At 42.0% G+C, this 18,365-nt stretch carries 18 protein-coding genes; 9 read left to right on the top strand and 9 right to left on the bottom strand.

Going from position 1 to position 18,365, the window contains the following annotated elements; translation table 11 throughout:
• Positions 1-182 precede the first annotated feature (182 nt).
• The 3 genes from ACXAFE_RS04070 (at position 183) to ACXAFE_RS04060 (ending at position 1,331) form a co-directional block, all read left to right on the top strand.
• Positions 183-614, top strand: a complete 432-nt coding sequence (locus ACXAFE_RS04070; protein ID WP_475149028.1) for a TlpA family protein disulfide reductase — start codon at positions 183-185, stop codon at positions 612-614.
• A 57-nt stretch (positions 615-671) separates the two neighbouring features.
• A complete protein-coding gene (gene ppiC, locus ACXAFE_RS04065; protein WP_237130083.1) occupies positions 672-950 on the top strand; it encodes a peptidylprolyl isomerase PpiC in 279 nt (92 codons plus the stop codon).
• A gap of 114 nt (positions 951-1,064) precedes the next feature.
• Positions 1,065-1,331: a GrxA family glutaredoxin gene (locus ACXAFE_RS04060; RefSeq protein ID WP_010560676.1), complete on the top strand. Its 267-nt coding sequence runs from the start codon at positions 1,065-1,067 to the stop codon at positions 1,329-1,331.
• 78 nt (positions 1,332-1,409) lie between these two features.
• Here the strand turns inward: ACXAFE_RS04060 and ACXAFE_RS04055 are convergent, their stop codons facing one another.
• The 5 genes from ACXAFE_RS04055 to prmB all read right to left on the bottom strand — a co-directional run bounded on the left by ACXAFE_RS04055 (position 1,410) and on the right by prmB (position 5,547).
• On the bottom strand, positions 1,410-1,685 hold the full coding sequence (locus ACXAFE_RS04055; protein ID WP_475149024.1) for a YfcL family protein: 276 nt from the start codon (positions 1,683-1,685) through the stop codon (positions 1,410-1,412).
• Positions 1,686-2,813, bottom strand: a complete 1,128-nt coding sequence (locus tag ACXAFE_RS04050; RefSeq protein ID WP_475149022.1) for an ATP-NAD kinase family protein — start codon at positions 2,811-2,813, stop codon at positions 1,686-1,688.
• Positions 2,797-3,351 carry an elongation factor P hydroxylase gene (locus ACXAFE_RS04045; protein WP_475149018.1) on the bottom strand — a complete coding sequence of 185 codons (555 nt, stop codon included), beginning with the start codon at positions 3,349-3,351 and terminating at the stop codon, positions 2,797-2,799. The genes ACXAFE_RS04050 and ACXAFE_RS04045 overlap by 17 nt, the downstream gene beginning before the upstream one ends.
• A gap of 85 nt (positions 3,352-3,436) precedes the next feature.
• The gene (aroC, locus tag ACXAFE_RS04040; protein WP_475149014.1) at positions 3,437-4,537 is read right to left on the bottom strand and encodes a chorismate synthase; all 1,101 of its coding nucleotides are present in this window, start codon (positions 4,535-4,537) and stop codon (positions 3,437-3,439) included.
• Positions 4,538-4,614: 77 nt separating this feature from the next.
• Entirely contained in the window at positions 4,615-5,547 is a 933-nt protein-coding gene (prmB, locus tag ACXAFE_RS04035; protein WP_475149013.1) for a 50S ribosomal protein L3 N(5)-glutamine methyltransferase, read from the bottom strand.
• A gap of 93 nt (positions 5,548-5,640) precedes the next feature.
• On the opposite strand from prmB, the gene smrB reads away from it, so the two are divergent.
• Entirely contained in the window at positions 5,641-6,180 is a 540-nt protein-coding gene (smrB, locus tag ACXAFE_RS04030; RefSeq protein WP_010560682.1) for an endonuclease SmrB, read from the top strand.
• A gap of 46 nt (positions 6,181-6,226) precedes the next feature.
• Here the strand turns inward: smrB and sixA are convergent, their stop codons facing one another.
• On the bottom strand, positions 6,227-6,712 hold the full coding sequence (gene sixA, locus ACXAFE_RS04025) for a phosphohistidine phosphatase SixA (RefSeq protein ID WP_475149010.1): 486 nt from the start codon (positions 6,710-6,712) through the stop codon (positions 6,227-6,229).
• 199 nt (positions 6,713-6,911) lie between these two features.
• On the opposite strand from sixA, the gene ACXAFE_RS04020 reads away from it, so the two are divergent.
• Both ACXAFE_RS04020 and ACXAFE_RS04015 read left to right on the top strand, forming a co-directional pair.
• Positions 6,912-9,647 carry an insulinase family protein gene (locus ACXAFE_RS04020; protein WP_475149008.1) on the top strand — a complete coding sequence of 912 codons (2,736 nt, stop codon included), beginning with the start codon at positions 6,912-6,914 and terminating at the stop codon, positions 9,645-9,647.
• A 46-nt stretch (positions 9,648-9,693) separates the two neighbouring features.
• Positions 9,694-11,943: a sensor domain-containing protein gene (locus ACXAFE_RS04015; RefSeq protein ID WP_475149005.1), complete on the top strand. Its 2,250-nt coding sequence runs from the start codon at positions 9,694-9,696 to the stop codon at positions 11,941-11,943.
• 18 nt (positions 11,944-11,961) lie between these two features.
• Here the strand turns inward: ACXAFE_RS04015 and ACXAFE_RS04010 are convergent, their stop codons facing one another.
• The 3 genes from ACXAFE_RS04010 to fadI form a co-directional block, all read right to left on the bottom strand.
• On the bottom strand, positions 11,962-12,162 hold the full coding sequence (locus ACXAFE_RS04010; RefSeq protein WP_010560686.1) for a hypothetical protein: 201 nt from the start codon (positions 12,160-12,162) through the stop codon (positions 11,962-11,964).
• Between the two features lie 122 nt (positions 12,163-12,284).
• Positions 12,285-14,417 carry a fatty acid oxidation complex subunit alpha FadJ gene (fadJ, locus tag ACXAFE_RS04005; RefSeq protein ID WP_475149002.1) on the bottom strand — a complete coding sequence of 711 codons (2,133 nt, stop codon included), beginning with the start codon at positions 14,415-14,417 and terminating at the stop codon, positions 12,285-12,287.
• 1 nt (position 14,418) lies between these two features.
• Complete coding sequence (gene fadI, locus ACXAFE_RS04000) at positions 14,419-15,729, bottom strand: acetyl-CoA C-acyltransferase FadI (RefSeq protein ID WP_475149000.1); 1,311 nt, start codon at positions 15,727-15,729, stop codon at positions 14,419-14,421.
• Positions 15,730-16,016: 287 nt separating this feature from the next.
• On the opposite strand from fadI, the gene ACXAFE_RS03995 reads away from it, so the two are divergent.
• The 3 genes from ACXAFE_RS03995 to ACXAFE_RS03985 all read left to right on the top strand — a co-directional run bounded on the left by ACXAFE_RS03995 (position 16,017) and on the right by ACXAFE_RS03985 (position 18,364).
• Positions 16,017-16,220 carry a hypothetical protein gene (locus ACXAFE_RS03995; protein ID WP_475148996.1) on the top strand — a complete coding sequence of 68 codons (204 nt, stop codon included), beginning with the start codon at positions 16,017-16,019 and terminating at the stop codon, positions 16,218-16,220.
• A gap of 247 nt (positions 16,221-16,467) precedes the next feature.
• Positions 16,468-17,424: an AAA family ATPase gene (locus ACXAFE_RS03990; protein ID WP_100912943.1), complete on the top strand. Its 957-nt coding sequence runs from the start codon at positions 16,468-16,470 to the stop codon at positions 17,422-17,424.
• A 7-nt stretch (positions 17,425-17,431) separates the two neighbouring features.
• Positions 17,432-18,364: a DUF58 domain-containing protein gene (locus ACXAFE_RS03985; RefSeq protein WP_475148990.1), complete on the top strand. Its 933-nt coding sequence runs from the start codon at positions 17,432-17,434 to the stop codon at positions 18,362-18,364.
• Position 18,365: the final 1 nt, after the last annotated feature.

The raw sequence follows: 18,365 nt of genomic DNA, 5'->3' as shown, positions 1-18,365 counted from the left end.
TAGAAAACCCTTATGGCGTCTTCATAACTAGATATGTGGTGGCTAAATTCTTTTTCAAGGTATTAATTTAAATTTTTTTAATTAACTACTCAAATTTCACTTTTCGAGAACACTTCAACCCTATGAAATTAAAAATAAAAAGCATAATTTTAAATATTTTATTTTTTTCTGTGATTTTTTTTGTGATCACTACTTTTCAGCAGAGAAACTTACTGAGTAACGATGAACCTGCGCCTTATTTTAATTTAGATACACTAGAAACCGGCGAGCGAGTATCCATTAAATCGCTACAAAACCAACAAACAGTGGTTTATTTTTTTGCCCCTTGGTGCACCGTATGCAAACTCAGTATGCCGAACCTCGATAAACTGGCTAAAAACGGCAGTATCAATGCCATAGCAATTGCCGCTGACTATGAGAGCAAACAACAGGTTGAAGCATTTGTAGACAAATTATCACTTAGCATGCCGGTGTTATTAGCCGATAGCCACACCGCGAGTAATTATAAAATTTCTGCGTTTCCCACTTATTATGTGATTTCAGAAGATTTAAAAATTATTGCCAAATCGATGGGTTATTCCACAGAATTAGGCCTAAGAGCTCGCAGCTTTTAGACAAAATAGCAACTAGCCATTAAAATACGCGTATCTTAATTTGCATTCGAGAATCCAATGCCTAAAGCATGCGCGTATCACATCTTAGTTAATAATGAAAAACTCTGTTTAGAACTAAAAGAAAAGCTTAAAAAAGGAGCTGACTTTAACAAGCTTGCTAAACAACATTCAACGTGCCCGTCGCGCAAACGCGGTGGCGACTTGGGTGAGTTTAATAAAGGCGATATGGTAAAAGCATTTGATGATGTGGTTTTTAAAAAGCCACTATTTGAAGTGCACGGCCCTGTAAAAACCAAGTTCGGTTATCACTTAATTAAAACGGTTTACCGTACTTAATTCTCTAAAAAACCACCCATCGTTATTTGCGAATGATGCGATTGAGTTTATCAATTTCACAAACTCACCTTTCGCTGACACAATGGGCTCATTAAATTTAAAGAGGAAAGAATAATGTTTACAGTAATTTTTGGCCGTGATGGCTGCCCATTTTGTGTTCGTGCAAAAGAACTAGCAGAACGTTTAACTCAAGAACGTGATGATTTTAAATTCCGTTACGTAGATATTATTAAAGAAGGCGTATCGAAAGCAGACCTAGAAAAATCAGCTGGCAAGCCTTGTGAAACAGTGCCACAAATCTTTTTAGACCAAAAGCACATTGGTGGCTTCACTGACTTTGAAGCATACGCAAAAGAGCACTTAGGCTTATACGCTGAGTAATCATCAGTATTAATGTGTTTAGAAAGTAAAAAAGCAGCCAGAGGCTGCTTTTTTTGATTTTGAGAAAACACTAAATACTTAAACCAGCTCTTTTACTTTTTCCCAAATTGCAACTACATGATCGCGGTCTTCATCGGTTAGTTCGCCATTGCGATACGCTTTAACCAATGATTTTTCAATTTTTTCATTTAACTCTTCGCAGCTTAAATCATCACCTTCAACTTGCGCGTAACCTACTTGCAAATCAAAGTGCCCACGTAAGTAACCACTTGCAAACAGCTCATCATCAGTTGCGCTGTCAATTAGTTTGTCAAAGTACTCATTGGCCTTATCAACATATCCTAGAAATTGCATTTACTTTTCCTCTTCAAGGCCCACTGCATACATCACATGATCGTTGTATCCAGTTACCACTTTTATAAAACCTGATAGTTCGTCATCTAACACGCTGTCGCCTGTGTCACAAATAAGCGGACGGCCATTAAGCGCTTGCAGTTTGCGTTTAGTTGCAACCACAATAATATTTTCTTTGCCTACTTGGCGAATAAGTTCAGGGCTAAGCTGCTGATTACCACGGCCAAAGATATGACCTTGCCCACCAATTAAGGTGATCACAATTTTAGTCGGCTTGCCTTTGGTTAAATCAATTAATTGCTGTGCGGTACAATCTGCAGCAATAACGTCTTGATCAAGCACGACATCGACACCGAGTAAGGTGTTTTCAAGCCCCATTTCTTCCATTATTGCAGCAACGGTCGAGCCTGAACCCATTACATAATATTCGTCATCTTCCATTTCTGACACAACATAGGCCGATAAGTCAGCAAGTACTAACTCATCCGTTTCTTTGCCACCACTTTTAACTGCTTGCACATAGCGTAATTCGCTTGGCACCTGCATTTCACCATAGCGTTTGGCTTTAACAACCCCTTCACGAAATGCCGATTCATCAATATCCATTACATCCGCATCTGAAAGCGTAACTAGCTCGCCGTTTATCAGCATTTCAACAACACGCCCTGCTGCTTTTGGGGTAATCGCATAAACGCCAGAATGAATTTTACAACCAGCGGGGATACCGAGTACGGTTGTATTATCGCTAACCGAACTGCACACATTGCGCGCTGTACCATCACCACCAGCAAATAAAATTAAATCAACGCCTTGTTCAATTAAGGTTTTAACCGTTAATTCTGTATCAGTAGGTGATGTGTTCTCACCAACCGTCAACACAACCTGAGTAGCAAAACCCATTTCTTCAGCAAGGGTTTGCCCCATTTTGCCACTTGGGGTAAATATTTGAATGTGTTCTTTATACGGCAAAAGCACTTCAAGTGCCGCTTGGGTGCGTTTATGCGATTTTGGCTCTGCACCAAGGGCAAGCGCCTCTTCAGTGACATGATCACTGCCTTTTAGGCCAACACTGCCACCTAACCCAGCAACAGGGTTGATAATAAGGCCTAGTTTAAACTGCTTCATCATTAAGTAATTCATCCTGCCAAGTAAATTGTGCGCGTGTTAACGGGTATGGTGTGTGATAAAAATCGCATAAAGACTTAATTAAGGTTTCCGTGCGCTTATTAAACCCGCTCTCAAGTAATTCACATACCTTGTTGTAAACCTTACGCTGAAATGCAAAGCGACACGTTTGTGCGCCGTTTAAGTTATCTGCTGAGACATTAAAATTAAAGCCAGCTGCAGCACTGAGTGCCCATTCAATGGCTTGTGGATGGACTTCCACTTTTTCAAATTCAGCTTGCTGCGCTTCATCGCGCCCATCTGGGCAATACCAGTAACCGTAATCTTCTAATAAGCGTCTGGCCTCACCTGCCACTAACCAATGCGCCACTTCATGCAGCCCACTGGCATAATAGCCATGGGCAAATTCAATGCGATGGAATGGTGTATTGTCATCTGCAGGCAGATAAATCGGTTCGCCATCGCCTTTTACTAAACGTGTGTTTAGTGTGCGTTCAAAACAGCCATTAAAGATGGAAATTAAATCTTGATAACGATGCATAACGATAGGTACAGCAAAAAATTGCTGGCATTTTAGCAAAAATAAAAAGGGGCTGAAATAGCCCCTTTTTTAAATATGTCGGTAATTATCCAGCTTGCCCTGAGATTGGACCCGGCTGAACATTTACATGTTTGTTTTGCCCCTGATGACGTAGTAAATGGTCCATCAAGGTAATTGCCAACATGGCCTCTGCAATTGGAATTGCACGAATACCCACACACGGATCATGACGACCTTTGGTGATCATTTCAACCGCCTCGTTTTGCGTATTAATGCTTTTACCCGGCACTGTAATGCTCGAAGTTGGTTTAAGCGCAATAGATGCCACAATATCTTGCCCAGTTGAAATGCCCGCAAGTACACCGCCAGCATGGTTTGAGGTAAAACCTTCAGGAGTGATGGTGTCACGGTGCTCTGAGCCTTTTTGCTCAATCACTTCAAAACCGTCACCAATTTCAACACCTTTTACCGCGTTAATACTCATCAGTGAATGAGCAATTTCAGCATCTAAACGATCAAACACGGGCTCACCTAACCCCACAGGTACATTTTTCGCAACCACAGTGACTTTGGCACCAATTGAATCACCTTCTTTTTTCAGCGCGCGCATGTATTCATCAAGCGCTTCTAGCTTAGAACTATCTGGAAAAAAGAATGGGTTTTCTTCAACCACAGACCAATCAAATTGCTCTGCTTTAATTGGCCCAAGTTGCGATAAACACGCATTAATTTCAACACCATGAAATTGTTTTAAATACTTTTTAGCAATTGCGCCTGCGGCAACACGAATGGCTGTTTCGCGTGCTGACGAGCGACCGCCACCACGATAATCGCGAATGCCATATTTATGCCAGTAAGTATAATCACCGTGACCAGGGCGATATACATCGGCAATTTTTGAATAATCTTTTGAGCGCTGATCGCCATTTTCGATAAGCAAGCCAATGCTGGTGCCTGTCGTTTTACCTTCAAAAATACCCGATAAAATTTTAACGGCATCTTCTTCCCTGCGCTGCGTAGTGTAACGACTTTGTCCAGGCTTTCGTCTGTCTAAATCGATTTGCAAATCAGCTTCACAAATTTCTAACCCCGGCGGGCAGCCATCGACCACCCCACCCAGTGCAATACCATGGCTTTCGCCAAAGGTACTCACCTTAAATAATTGACCTATACTATTTCCGGCCATAATGTCTCATTTCCTCATTCCCAAATGGCAGCGTTGGTAGATACAGTGCCGCCAAACTGCGTTTTTGTACTTAGTAATTACCCTAAGTGTGCAATTAAGTCTTGTTTATTAATAGCAAACACGCCTAAGCCACCGTGTTTAAATTCAATCCACTCAAATGGCACGCCAGGATAAAGCGCTTCCATATGTACCATAGAATTACCTACTTCAACAAATAACCAACCGTTATCAGTTAGATGTTCTGCCGCTTCATTTAATAATGTGCGCGTAACATCAAGGCCGTCTTCACCTGAAGCAAGGCCAAGCTCTGGCTCGTGGTGAAATTCATCAGGCAAATCGCCCATGTCTTCAGCATCAACATACGGAGGGTTTGCCACAATTAAATCGTATTTTTGACCAGGTACACCCGAAAACACATCCGATTGAATTGGGAATACACGATGGTTTAACTGGTAATTTGAGATATTAACATCCGCTACTTCTAACGCATCAAACGAAATATCAACGGCATCTACTTCAGCATTTTCAAATGCTTGTGCTAGCGCGATAGCAATACATGCCGAGCCAGTACACATATCTAAAATTCGGGTAACTTCTTGCTCTGGATCGAGCCAAGTATCAAACTTTTTATTGATAAGCTCAGCAAACGGGGAACGCGGTACTAATACGCGCTCATCAACATAAAATGGTAGGCCTGCGAAATAAGCTTGATTTGTTAAGTAAGCAACGGGCACGCGTTCATTAATGCGCGCCGCAATTAACGCCACCAGCGTTTCTTTTTCAGATGTAGTTAATTTGCTGGTTGCGAGCTCTTTTGGCGCATCAATCGGCAAACTTAATGCGGGCATAATTAACTGTACTGCTTCATCCCACGGGTTATCAGAACCGTGACCAAAGAAAATACCTGACGCTGCAAACTGACTAGTCGTCCAACGTAACCAATCATTAATTGTATTTAGCTCTGTAACGGCTTCTGTTTGCATTGCCGAATCTAAAAATGCCTGTTCCATAATCAAGTTTCACTAGTGTTTAAAAGCACTATTGTAACGGTTTAAAGGCGCAATACTCTAGGTTTTTTACATCTTTTTGGATACAATCGCGCCATGAAAAAAGATCACTCACTTTCCGATGACGACATTGCCCTTTTTCGCAGTGAAATGTCTGGCTCAAAAAAAATAAGCCAAGACACAGTCCACTTTAAAAAAGCGCAAAAAGCACCAGAGCAAACTACCAACACTAAGGTAAAACAGCTCGATGCTGAGTTTTATTTCTCGGATGAATATATTCCAGATATCGATACATCAGGTACCGTTAACTTTGTTAAGCCCGGTGCAGATAGCTATTTAGCCAAACAACTACGCCGTGGTGACTTTGCTCCTGAGCTTATTTTAGATATGCATGGCATGAATAAAGAAACGGCAAAGCTGGAATTAGCAGGCCTTATCAGCGCCTGTAAAAAGCGTCATTTACGCTGTGCATGCATTGTGACTGGTGTGGGTGAGCGCGTATTAAAACACAAAGTGCCACATTATTTAGTACAACACCCTGATGTGCTGGCTATTCATCAAGCGCCGCTTGAATATGGTGGCCGTGGCGCGTTACTTATTTTAGTGGATATTCCGGAAGATCCGTTTTTCCGCTAATGTGTTTCACCTAATAAAAAATGACTCAACTGAGTCATTTTTTGTTTTAAGACGCTTTTACATCAACATCAGGTAAATGCATGGCTACTAACTCAGCTAAACCTGACTCTTCATTATAATGAATCTCAGCGACCGCTGCTGTTGCAAAAATTGGCATATTATCAGGACAAAATTGCTCAACGATATAACTGACAATTGGCATATGAGCGACCAAAATCCAGTTATTTAAGTTAGGTTTGTAACTGATCATTGCTTTAATCAGTTCCGCAGCGTTTTCAGCATCGCCACTTGGAATAAAGTCGTCAAAACTGTCTTGATAACGAATGCTTTCTTGTTTTGCCGTAACAATTTCGGCCGTTTGCAAAGCACGAAGGTAAGTACTTGTTAGTACAGCATCTATTTTACAGTCCTGCTGTAATTTACTCGCCATTGCGGCAACTTCAAGTCGACCTATATCCGTTAGCATTCTGTTTTGGTCATTTACCGTCAAAGACTGTGCTTGACCATGACGCATAATAAAAATTTTTTTCATAACAATGCTCAATAAGGCAAATCCGTAAAACTACAAAAAATAACGACTTTGCTATAGCCAAATCTATGATATGTCCGCTATATTAGCTTTAAAGCAATAAAAACTCAGGTAGTTTTTAGTTTAGCTGTGTTGCTTCCAGATCCACTTCAATCGTGTTGATAAGCGATTATTCTTTTCTTTATTAGATACGGAGCAAACCTTGATAACCAGCAGCAATGATAGCAGAATTTATCAGTCCCTAAAACTGGACAATGGTCTAAAAATCTTAGTGATTGAAGACGCTGCCAGCGATAAATCAGCGGCGTCACTTACCGTAAATTGCGGACACTTCGACGACCCTATCAGCCGTCAAGGTTTAGCACACTTCTTAGAACACATGCTATTTTTAGGTTCAGAAAAATACCCTGAGCCGGGTTCTTTTTCACAATTTTTATCGCATCATGGCGGTAATTGTAACGCGTGGACAGGCACAGAGCATTCGAGTTACTTCTTTGAAGTACTTAACGAACACTTTTTACAAGCACTCGGGCAATTCGCCGATATTTTTCATGCGCCGCTTATTTTACCGTCTGCTTGCGAGAAAGAGCGTAATGCCATTGATGCAGAATTTAAATTAAAGCTGAAAGACGATTCACGTCGCATTTACCAAGTACATAAAGAAACATGTAACAGTGCGCACCCATTTGCGAAATTTTCGGTCGGCAACCATCAAACCTTAGTTAATAAAAACGAATGTATAAGCGAAGAGATCCGCGCTTTCTTTTTAAAACACTACCAAGCACAAAACATGACCTTAGTGATTTCAAGCAATACGCCTTGCGAACTCATGAAGGTTAAAATAGCGCAACTATTTAATTGCCTTAGTGGCAACCCAGAGCGTAAAAAACCCGATATTGAAGCACCACTTTATCTGCCTGAAAACATGTGCCAATCGATTTATATTGAGCCACACAAACATATGCAAAAGCTCATTGTATCGTTTGCGCTGCCCAGTATTGATAATTTTTACCGTGAAAAAACAGTAAGCTTTATCGCTCACCTAATCGGCTACGAAGGCGTAGGCTCACTTTATTCGGTATTAAAAAAAGCGGGATGGATTAACGGGCTCAGTGCCGGTGGTGGTATTAATGGCAGTAACTTTAAAGATTTTAACATTAGTATTGCACTGACCGACGAAGGCGAAAAACATAAAACCGCCATTGTGGAATACCTGTTTTGTTACCTGCAGCTGATTGCCAAAGCCGAAACCCCGTTATTAGAGCGCCTTTACCAAGATAAAAAAGTGCTAATGGACATCGCCTTTAATAATCAAGAGAAATCCCGCGTACTAGATTGGGTTAATAGTTTAAGTGTGAATATGCATCACTATCCAGATGAACACTTAATTTATGGCGATTACATAATGACAGGCTTTAATCGCACGCAGTTTGACAATGTGTTCACGCTGCTAAATGCCAATAATATGCGCCTTATTCATATTCACCCAGGTGTGCCAACCGATGCCAACGCAAAGTGGTATGGTACGCCTTATAGCATCAACAAAATATCGCAACCTTGGCTAGACTCACTGGAAAAAGTAGATGCGAGCGCCGTTGAACTAACCCTGCCAACCAGCAACCCTTATTTAACAAAGCCGGTTGTGCTGCATCCGATAGAGCATAAACATAAAACACCGGAAAAACGCGTTTCAAGCGACACGTTCGAATTTTGGTATAAACAAGATTCCACCTTTAGAGTCGCTAAAGGTCACTTTTACTTGGCGCTAGACAGTGAAATTACGGTGCAAAACGTTAAAAACATGGCGATGACACGCCTGTTTGCTGACCTTTTTATGGATAAAGTCGCTGAGCAATTTTATCCGGCAGAATTAGCGGGTATCAATTATCAACTTTCAGCTCACCAAGGTGGATTAACGCTGCACACTTGGGGGTTAAGTGGTAATCAAATTGAATTAATCGGTGAAATTTTAAATGAATTATTGAGCTGTAAATTCGACTCAATTCGCTTTTATGAATACCAACGCCAGCTTGTTCGTCATTGGCAAAATGGCAACCAAAGTAAACCGGTTAGCCTTTTATTCTCTGAACTAAGCGCTACATTGCTACCGTGGAATCCAACGCCGTTAAAACTCGCCGAAGCGATTGAACAAATCAGTTTCTGTGAGTTTAACGCATTTTGTAGTCAGTTATTTGAAGCCCTGCACTGTCAAATTCTAATGCATGGCAACTGGACACCATTAGAAGCCGACGATTGTGTGGCACTAATCAGAGAAAAACTAAAAACGCGCACCACTATTGCTGATTTAAACCGCCCTATCGTAACGTTAGATAACCAACAAGAGCAAACCCACGATGTGCCTCACCCAGACAATGCCCTGGTAAGTTACTTTCAAGCAAGCTCTGATTCAATCAGCGAAAAAATCAGGTTAATGGCACTAAACCATTTAATCAGCCAAGACTACTTCCACGATATGCGTACCGAAAAACAGCTTGGCTATTTAGTTGGCTCAGGCTTTGCGCCTTTAAACAACCGCGCTGGTATCGCATTTTATATTCAGTCGCCAGAAATCGCGTCCGATATTTTAGCCCAGCACAGCAATCACTTTTTAGCCAATTACCATCTACAAATTAACGCCATGAGCGATGAAGATTGGCAACAAGCTAAACAAGCATTGATGATGCAAATTGTTGAAAAAGATAAAAACCTACGCCTTAAATCACAGCGATTTTGGCTGGCAATCGGCAATGGTGATAGCCAATTTAATATGCAATACCAGTTAAAAACTGCACTATTGCAATTAAGTAAGGCGCAATTAGTAAGTTATAGCAAACGTTTGTTTAGTGAAAACAGTACACGTCTTGAGCTAAAAACCAAAGAAAAGACGGTAAAACAAGCAACTAATTCCGAATCGGTTAAACAAGCTTTGACACCATAAAGACAATCCCTTAGTGTAAGGGGGTTAAATACAATGCGTTAAGCCAATGCCCAATAAAATAATAAAAATAATTGCTGGGTTTACTGGTTTGTTTACTGCTTTTTCAAGCGATGCACACCAACCCACGCTACTAGACTCCAAGCTGGTGATCCCACTTGCGCTCGCAACATTGAGTTTGCTGATAGCGCTAGTTGCTGTTTTGCGCCTGCGACGCTCACAACTTGCCTTAAAACGTTCAGAACATCGATTTAAAAACAGTATATTAGCAAGTGGCGACGCTGTTTGGGATTGGCACATTGGTGAGCATCGTTTAGAGCGCATTAATGACGGCTTATTTAATGCCATTGACCACACTCCCGATTTACCACCTAATAAATCAAATATCCATCCATCTGATTTACCCCACGTTGAACAAATCCTTAAAAAGCACCTGTCAGGAGAAGTTTCGCATTTCGAAGCGAGTTACCGAGCGAAAGATGCAAACGGCGATTGGCGTTGGGTACTCGATAAAGGCCGCGTAATTGAAACGGATGCGGACTTAAAACCACTTAGAATGATGGGCACGGTTAAAGACATTGGCTCGGTAAAACAAACCCAAGAACGTTTAAATTTGCTGGCAAACTGTATTGAAAACCTCTCTGATCCTATTGTTATTTTCGATGCGAATTTTAATATTGTCGAAGTAAATCAGGCCTACTTAAGCTATTTTGGTGGCACTACTGCAAATCACATTGGCACCCCTTACCGACTCCCGGGTTACGACAAAAGCAAAACAAGCCAGCTGTACAAAGCAATACAAAAAAAATCGCACTGGCATAAAGAACTAACATTTAGCAAAGACAGGCAAAGCACGTTCTTCTCACTTTCTATTGACCGCATTGATAACAAAAAGTGCAATCTGCGCCACTACATTGCGGTTTACAACGATGTAACCGACAACAAGCAAACTGAATTGGCACTGCAAAAACTGACCAATCGCGACCGCTTAACCGGCCTGCCAAACCGTAATCAGTTCTTTAGTAATATGAAATCCCTGGTCGGTAGCAAAAACCGCCATGCATTATTAGTATTTGATTTAGACAACTTTAAGAAAATTAACGATAGTTTAGGCCACCACGCAGGTGATATTTTATTGTGTCGTTTGGCATCGCGTCTATCCAAACGTACGCGTGAGAGCGACCAGTTCTATCGCCTAGGCGGTGATGAATTTGCGCTTGTAATGCAAAACACCAATGATATTCATACCATTACACAAGCTGCCAAAAGCTTTTTAGCGCTGATTGAAGCGCCATTTCATATGTCTGGACATGAACTTGTTATTACTTCAAGTGTCGGTATTGTTCTCTTCCCTGAAGATGGTAACACGCCAGAGTTACTGCTTAAAAATGCAGATACTGCCATGTATCATGCCAAACAGCACGGCAACCGATACCTTTTCTTCAACGATGCAATGAACCGCCAAGCTGTAAAACGTCTGCAAATCGAAAACTTAATTCGGTATGGATTAAAAGAAGATCATTTCAAGGTGTTTTATCAGCCCAAAATGGACATTAATAGTGGTGAACTGGTTGGCATGGAAGCGCTGGTGCGTTTTATTACACCAAATAAGGGACTGATCAGCCCTGCACAATTTATCCCAATTGCGGAAGAAACCGGTCAAATTGTAGAAGTCGGTGAAGTAGTACTTGAAAAAGCATGCCGAGACGTTAAAGACTGGATAAACCGTGGTTTATTCGATGGTCGTGTAGCAGTAAACCTTTCTGCAAAGCAATTTATGCAGCCCGACCTTATTGGCAGCATCGATAAAATACTGAAACGTGAAGGGCTTGCGTCATACTACTTAGAACTCGAAATCACCGAAGGCACTATCATGGAAGATCCAAAAGATGCTATTCGCATTATGAATACGCTAAGTGCTCGCGGTATTCATTTAGCAATCGACGATTTCGGCACGGGTTATTCATCACTCGCTTACCTTAAACAATTTCCGCTCAACACATTAAAAGTCGATAAAGCCTTTATTGACGACATGGGCAATGAAAAAGGTAAGAATATGGTTGATTCAATCGTGACTATCGCCCACAACCTTGGCTTATCTGTGGTAGCTGAAGGTGTTGAGTACGAAGATCAAGTGGAGCAATTAAAAGAACTAAATTGTGCGACAGTACAAGGCTATTTTTACTCGAAACCGCTTTCACATGAGCAGTTTGAACAGTTTCTATTAGCTCGCTGTAAAGAAGCTCACTTGCCACCAAGAGATTTGGAACAAGAAGTAAAGCTCAGCCTAGTGCAATAACGTACTAAGTGCTCTGACTTATGCGCTAATACGTGTAAAAACAAAGCCTAGTGACTTTCTTAGTAACATTCGTTGTTTAACATTAATTACACTATATACCGCAGGCCCAGTTAATAACCCCGCGATCGCCCAGCGCTTGCCAACTAATCCAAAACGGCCCGCCACAACAGCGCTCATATAACCATTAATAATTAATAACGCGAATAAATACCAAAGCATCGCTTCTCACCAAGCACAACATAAAATCGGGGCGCTATAGTACAAAAAAAAGCTCAAAAAATCGATGATTAATTGAGCTTACAGGATGAAATCTATACTAAACGTTTACTGAACAATAAACCTTAACTTGCGCTTGCCTGCTCTGTATAAAACGCTTGTTTAGCTTCTGCCATCGCGATTAATGGCTCGCACGGTGTAAAGTGTTTGTTGTACTCTGCAAATGTTGCCAAGCGCGATGCCAAATGCCCAGCGCCTAACGAATCCATGTAACTAAATGGACCGCCAAGGAATGGTGGGAATCCAATACCAAATATTGCACCGATGTCACCATCGCGTGCACTTGCAATAATGCCTTCATCTAAGCAGCGCGCCGCTTCGTTTAGCATTTGTGCAACACAGCGCTCTGCAATTTCTTCTTTATTCAAGCGTGGGTTTTTACTAACGCCAAGCAATTCATACACAGACTCATCGACTTTTTTATCTTTCTTATCGTAAACAAAAAAGCCTCGGCCACTTTTACGACCTAAGCGACCTGCATCAATTAAGCGTGAGAAAGCATCTGGCGCTTTAAAACGCTCACCCAGCTCTTTTTCAAGAATTGGGGCGATTTTAGAGCCAATATCAATGCCTACTTCATCAAGTAGTGTCATTGGGCCAACTGGGAAACCAAACTCTACTAAGGCTTCGTCAATCTTTTCAATTGGCTCACCAGCAAGTAATAAGTTTGCTGCTTCGTTAACGTAAGGCGCTAAAATACGGTTTACATAAAAACCCGCTTTGTCTTTAACAACAATCGGTGTTTTACCTTGCTTGCGAGCAAAGTTTACAACGCGCGCAATGGTCTCTTTCGCTGTTTTCTCATGAGGAATAATTTCCACTAGTGGCATTTTTTCAACCGGTGAGAAATAGTGAAGACCAATTACATTTTCAGGACGCGCAGCATTTTCAGCAATTTGACCTATTGGCAGCGAAGATGTGTTCGACGCAAAGATTGTATTTTCATTACAATTTTCTTCGATATCTGCAACCATGCTTTGCTTTAGTTTTAAATCTTCAAATACCGCTTCAATAGCGATATCGGTGTTTTCAAAGCCAGCGTAATCAGTGCCACCCGTAATGCGTGCCATTTGAAGCTGCAATTCAGCTTTAGATAAAATACGGCGTTTTTGCTTTTTGTTTAGAATTTTAAAGCTGTAGTTTAGTGCACCAGAAATGCCTTTTTGCGCAATATCTTTCACACGTACACGGGCACCGGCTTTACATGCGCTCACATGTGCAATGCCCGCGCCCATTAAACCACCGCCTAGCACGGCAACATTTTCTGTTGGCTGTGATTGCTCATTCCACTCTTTTTTCATTTCAGTGGTAGCGAAGAAAATACCGCGTAATGCTTTTGATTCTTTGCTCATTACCAAATCAGCAAAGCCTTGCGCTTCAATTTCATAGCCTTTAGCTGGAGCCATTTCAGCAGCAGCGCGAATTGCTTTAATTATGGCAAATGGCGCTGGATAGTGACCGCCTGTTTTCTTCTCAACATTTTCAGTTGCTTTTTTGAAGATAATATTGCGACCAAATGGGTTCGACTCGAGTAATTGAGACACTTTACCAAGCTTAGGCTTAATGCTCTTACGCTTGCCTTTAACAGCAAATTTAAGCGCCACATCAAGTAGCACACTATTAGGCACTACATCATCAACAAGGCCTGCTTTTTTAGCTTGTTTAGGACGCACTTGCTTACCTGTTAATGTCCATTCAAGCGCTTTTTGAATACCTACCAGTTTAGGTAAACGTTGTGTTCCACCGCCACCTGGTAATAAACCAAGTTGTACTTCAGGTAAACCTAACTTGGTATTGCTGGCATCACTCGCAACACGATAATCACACGCCAGTGCAAACTCTAAACCACCACCTAAGGTTGCACCATTCATTGCTGCAACGGTTGGGAAAGGTAGTTTTACTAAATCAGCAAATACACTGTGACACGTTTGTGATAAATACAGCGCGTCATCGCGGGTTTTCGCGTTATCCAACATTTTAATATCAGCGCCTGCGATAAAGTTATCCGGCTTGCCGCTGATGAATACCATGCCTTTAATATTTTGCTCAACACCTTGTTTAATAACCGCATTAAGGTCATCAACAAAGCTGTCGCGCAGGGTATTCATTTTTTCCCCTGCTACGTCAATGGTGACAATCGCAATGTTGTCATCATTAACCTTAAAATCAAATACTGAGTTCGCTTGTTCAGCTGTCATACTATGCTCCCTCTAAAACGAATGCCGCACCTAAACCACCTGCAGCACATGCTGTTGTTAATGCAAGGCCACCGCCACGACGATTTAATTCATTTAAGCTTTGTGTAATTAAACGTGCGCCCGTAGCTGCAAATGGGTGACCATAAGCGAGTGAACCGCCGTTTACATTAAACTTATCCATATCGATTTCGCCAATCGCCTTAGCACGGCCTAACTTCTCTTGGGCAAATTTATCACAGCCAAACATCTTCATGTTAGCAAGTGCTTGAGCTGCGAATGCTTCGTGCATTTCAATTAAATCAAGATCTTGTAACGTGATGCCCGCTCTATCAAGCGCCATTGGCGTTGAGTGTGCAGGACCCATTAACATATCTTCATGTACGTCAATCGCGCTAAACGCGAAGCTGCGAATATAACCTAAAATCGGGTAACCAAGTGCTTTTGCTTTTGATTCGCTCATCATTAACACAGCTGCTGCACCATCAGTAAGTGGCGTTGCATTTGCAGCCGTTACCGAACCATGTTGACGGTCAAATACCGGACGTAATTTTGCGTAGCCTTCAACTGTTGAGTTTTCACGAATGTTGTTATCGCGATCAAGGAAACCTTTGTAAGGCGGTACATGTGCAGTCATTACTTCGTTGCTTAGTAAACCGTCATTCCAGGCTTTTGCCGCAAGCGAGTGTGAACGATGCGCCATTGCATCTTGATCAGCACGGCTAATGTTATGAGTTTTTGCCATTTGCTCTGCGGTTTGGCCCATGGAAAGGCCCGTTGAGTATTCAGCTACCGCAGGTGGTACTGGCAGTAAATCTTTGAAGCGCAATTTCGAAAGAATTTTAAAGCGCTGACCAAAGGTGCGTGCTTTATTTAAATCAACAAGGCTACCCGCTAATTTTTTACTTACGCCAATTGGTAAAACAGATGATGAATCCGCGCCGCCAGCAATACCGACATTTACAGAACCGGCAATAATTGATTCGGCTACGTTGGCAACTGCTTGGAAACTAGTTGCACATGCACGTGACACAGAATACGCATCGACCGATACTGGCATGCCAGTGCCCAGTACGATTTCACGCGCAATATTTGGCGCTTCTGGCATTTGAACAACCTGTCCAAAAACCAGCTGATCGATTTCATTTTTATCAAGATTCATGCGTTCAAGCATTTCATTTACAACCATTTTACCCATATCTAATGCAGGTACGTGGTGGAAGTAAGTAGCTTGTTTTGCAAATGGAGTTCTCAATCCGCTGACAACGGCAATTCGGTCGCCTTTTGTTGTTTTTAGTATATTTTGTTCAGACATAGGTTGTTCCTCTGGTTACAGGTCTGACCTGTTATCAAGTTTATTGATTCTAAACAAGGTATCTTTGTTTGCCAATAGCAAAACGTAAGTTTTTGTCAACCACCCTTGCCAACTTCCCTTTGCTGTGATCGCGGGAAAAGTCTTCTGCCAACTATCGCTTTAATCCCAACATTCATTGAATAACATTTAATCACAAATTAAAACAAAGGATTACGGGGACTCTCTGTTTTTTCACCGAAATAAAAGTAACAATTTCCATATTGCAAACACGTTAGATGGAGAGCGCTATGAAGCTAACTCAATACATAAAACTGGAGCTAGGCACGCAATGGACCGCTAACACGATTTCAGAACAAACCCAAGGTGCACTTAGCAAGCGTACCGCTAATAATTGGTACAATGGTGAGAAACGTCCCATTCTGGAACTGGTTATCGACGGTTTAAAATACCGCAAAATGCAAAGTGAACAAAGCAGCAACGAAAGCGCCTAATGCGCATGTGTGTTGACACTATCACTACCAAGCTGCATTTCCCATGCAGCTTTTTTTGAACTTTTTATTACCGCCACCATCTTAGCCTCTGTTGTTCTTGCCTCATAAAACAAATGCGAAGACCAACACACCTAATTTTTCCCGATACATTTATTAACGTAAGCCCTTGGCTTAACTAACAGCTTAAGTATAATCTAGCGGTTAAGAACTATTTAAGCCAATTAAAACAATAAGGATAGCGACTAACATGGCGGTATCAGCGTTTGTTCAGCTACAAAATTATTTAGACAGCCAAATCATTGGCCAACCAGAACTTACTCAAGCACTTTTACTAGCATTACTTGCTGATGGGCACTTACTTGTTGAAGGCCCTCCAGGCCTTGCTAAAACCCGTGCAGTAAATGCGTTGGCAAAAGGTGTTGAAGGCAATTTCCAACGCGTACAATTTACCCCCGATTTATTGCCGGCAGATATCACAGGAACCGATATTTATCGCCAGCAAACCAGCGAATTTGTGTTTGAAGCAGGACCGTTGTTTCATAACCTTGTGCTCGCTGATGAAATTAACCGTGCGCCAGCAAAAGTTCAGTCAGCTCTATTAGAGGCCATGGCAGAAAGACAAATCACGGTAGGTAAAAAAACTTACCCACTGCCAGAATTATTTCTTGTTATGGCAACGCAAAACCCGCTAGAGCAAGAAGGGACCTACCCGCTTCCAGAGGCGCAGCTTGACCGTTTTTTATTGCACCTTAGTATTGATTATCCAGACGCACAAAACGAGCTCGATATATTACGCCTAACCCGCGGTGAAGCGCTGTCAGAAGAGCAAGTTAAAGCACCACAAATTTCGCAACAAACCTTGTTTGAATCGCGCAAGCAAGTGCTTTCACTGCATTTATCAGAACCACTTGAACGCTATCTTGTGCAGCTAATAATCGCAACACGCCAAGCTGAAAAGTTAAGCCCAGAGTTAGGCCGCTGGATAGAATACGGCGCAAGTCCGCGCGCTACAATTGCGCTTGATCGTTGTGCCCGAGCTCATGCATGGCTCGCCGGTCGTGATTTTGTAGCACCTGAAGATATTCAAAGTGTATTTGCTAATGTGCTACGTCACCGCATTATTTTATCTTACGAAGCGCAAGCTGATGGCGTAAGCAAAGATGATGTACTCGCCGAGATAATCGCGCGCGTGGTAGCACCTTAAACCCATTATGAATACACAAACTGCACAACTCGCCGAACTGCAAAGCAATGGTGTGGAGCTCTCGCTCAATGAGTTGATGGCGTATCACAACAAAACTACTTTGCTTGAACTAACGCCAAAACGCAAAGTGAAGCACCACAATGCCGGTCAATATCTTGCGCCACATAAAGGCCGAGGTATGGAATTTGCTGAAGTTCGGCATTATCAACCGGGTGATGATGTGCGTGCCATCGACTGGCGTGTTACCGCTCGCACCGGAATTGCACATACCAAGCTATTTCAGGAAGAAAAAGAACGCCCCGTTTTTATTTTGACCGACTTTAGCGACAGCATGATTTTTGGTTCACAGTTGCTGCTTAAGTCTGTACAAGCCGCTCATTTAAGTGCACTGATTGCATGGAGTGCCATTCAGCGCGGCGATCGCGTTGGCGGGTTAGTGTTTAATCATAATGCCCATTGGGAGCTAAAGCCCGCCTCACGCCAAAGCGCTGCATTAAAGCTGTTTCATAATTTACAGCTTGCCCACCAAGCGGCATTAAGCAGTAAACTCGACGGCGAATCGCAAACACTAAATGATCAATTAAATCGTTTAGTACACTTAGCAAAACCAGGCTCCTTGGTGTATCTCATTTCGGATTTTCATCATTTAAGTGAAGATATGGCAAAGCAATTACTGCTATTAACCCGTCACTGCGAGTTAATAGCCTGCCCTATTTTTGACCCTATGGAACGTGCGCTGCCGAATGTTGGCGAGCAACTTTCACTAAAATCAGGTAATCGGCAAGCAAGCTTACCTCTGGCTAACGCTAAATTTCGCGAAAGCTACGCGGCAAAAGCCAATGCTCAACAAAATGCGCTCTATCAGCTATTACATAAATCAGGGTTAGCGCTGATGCCTTTTAGTGCAGCGCAATCAATCACCGAACAATTAAAGGGATAAT

The sequence above is a fragment of the Pseudoalteromonas sp. ABV4_021 genome (genome assembly GCF_056159365.1).
Note: the sequence above shows the minus strand (reverse complement) of the source record. Positions and strands in the feature narration are given on the sequence as shown.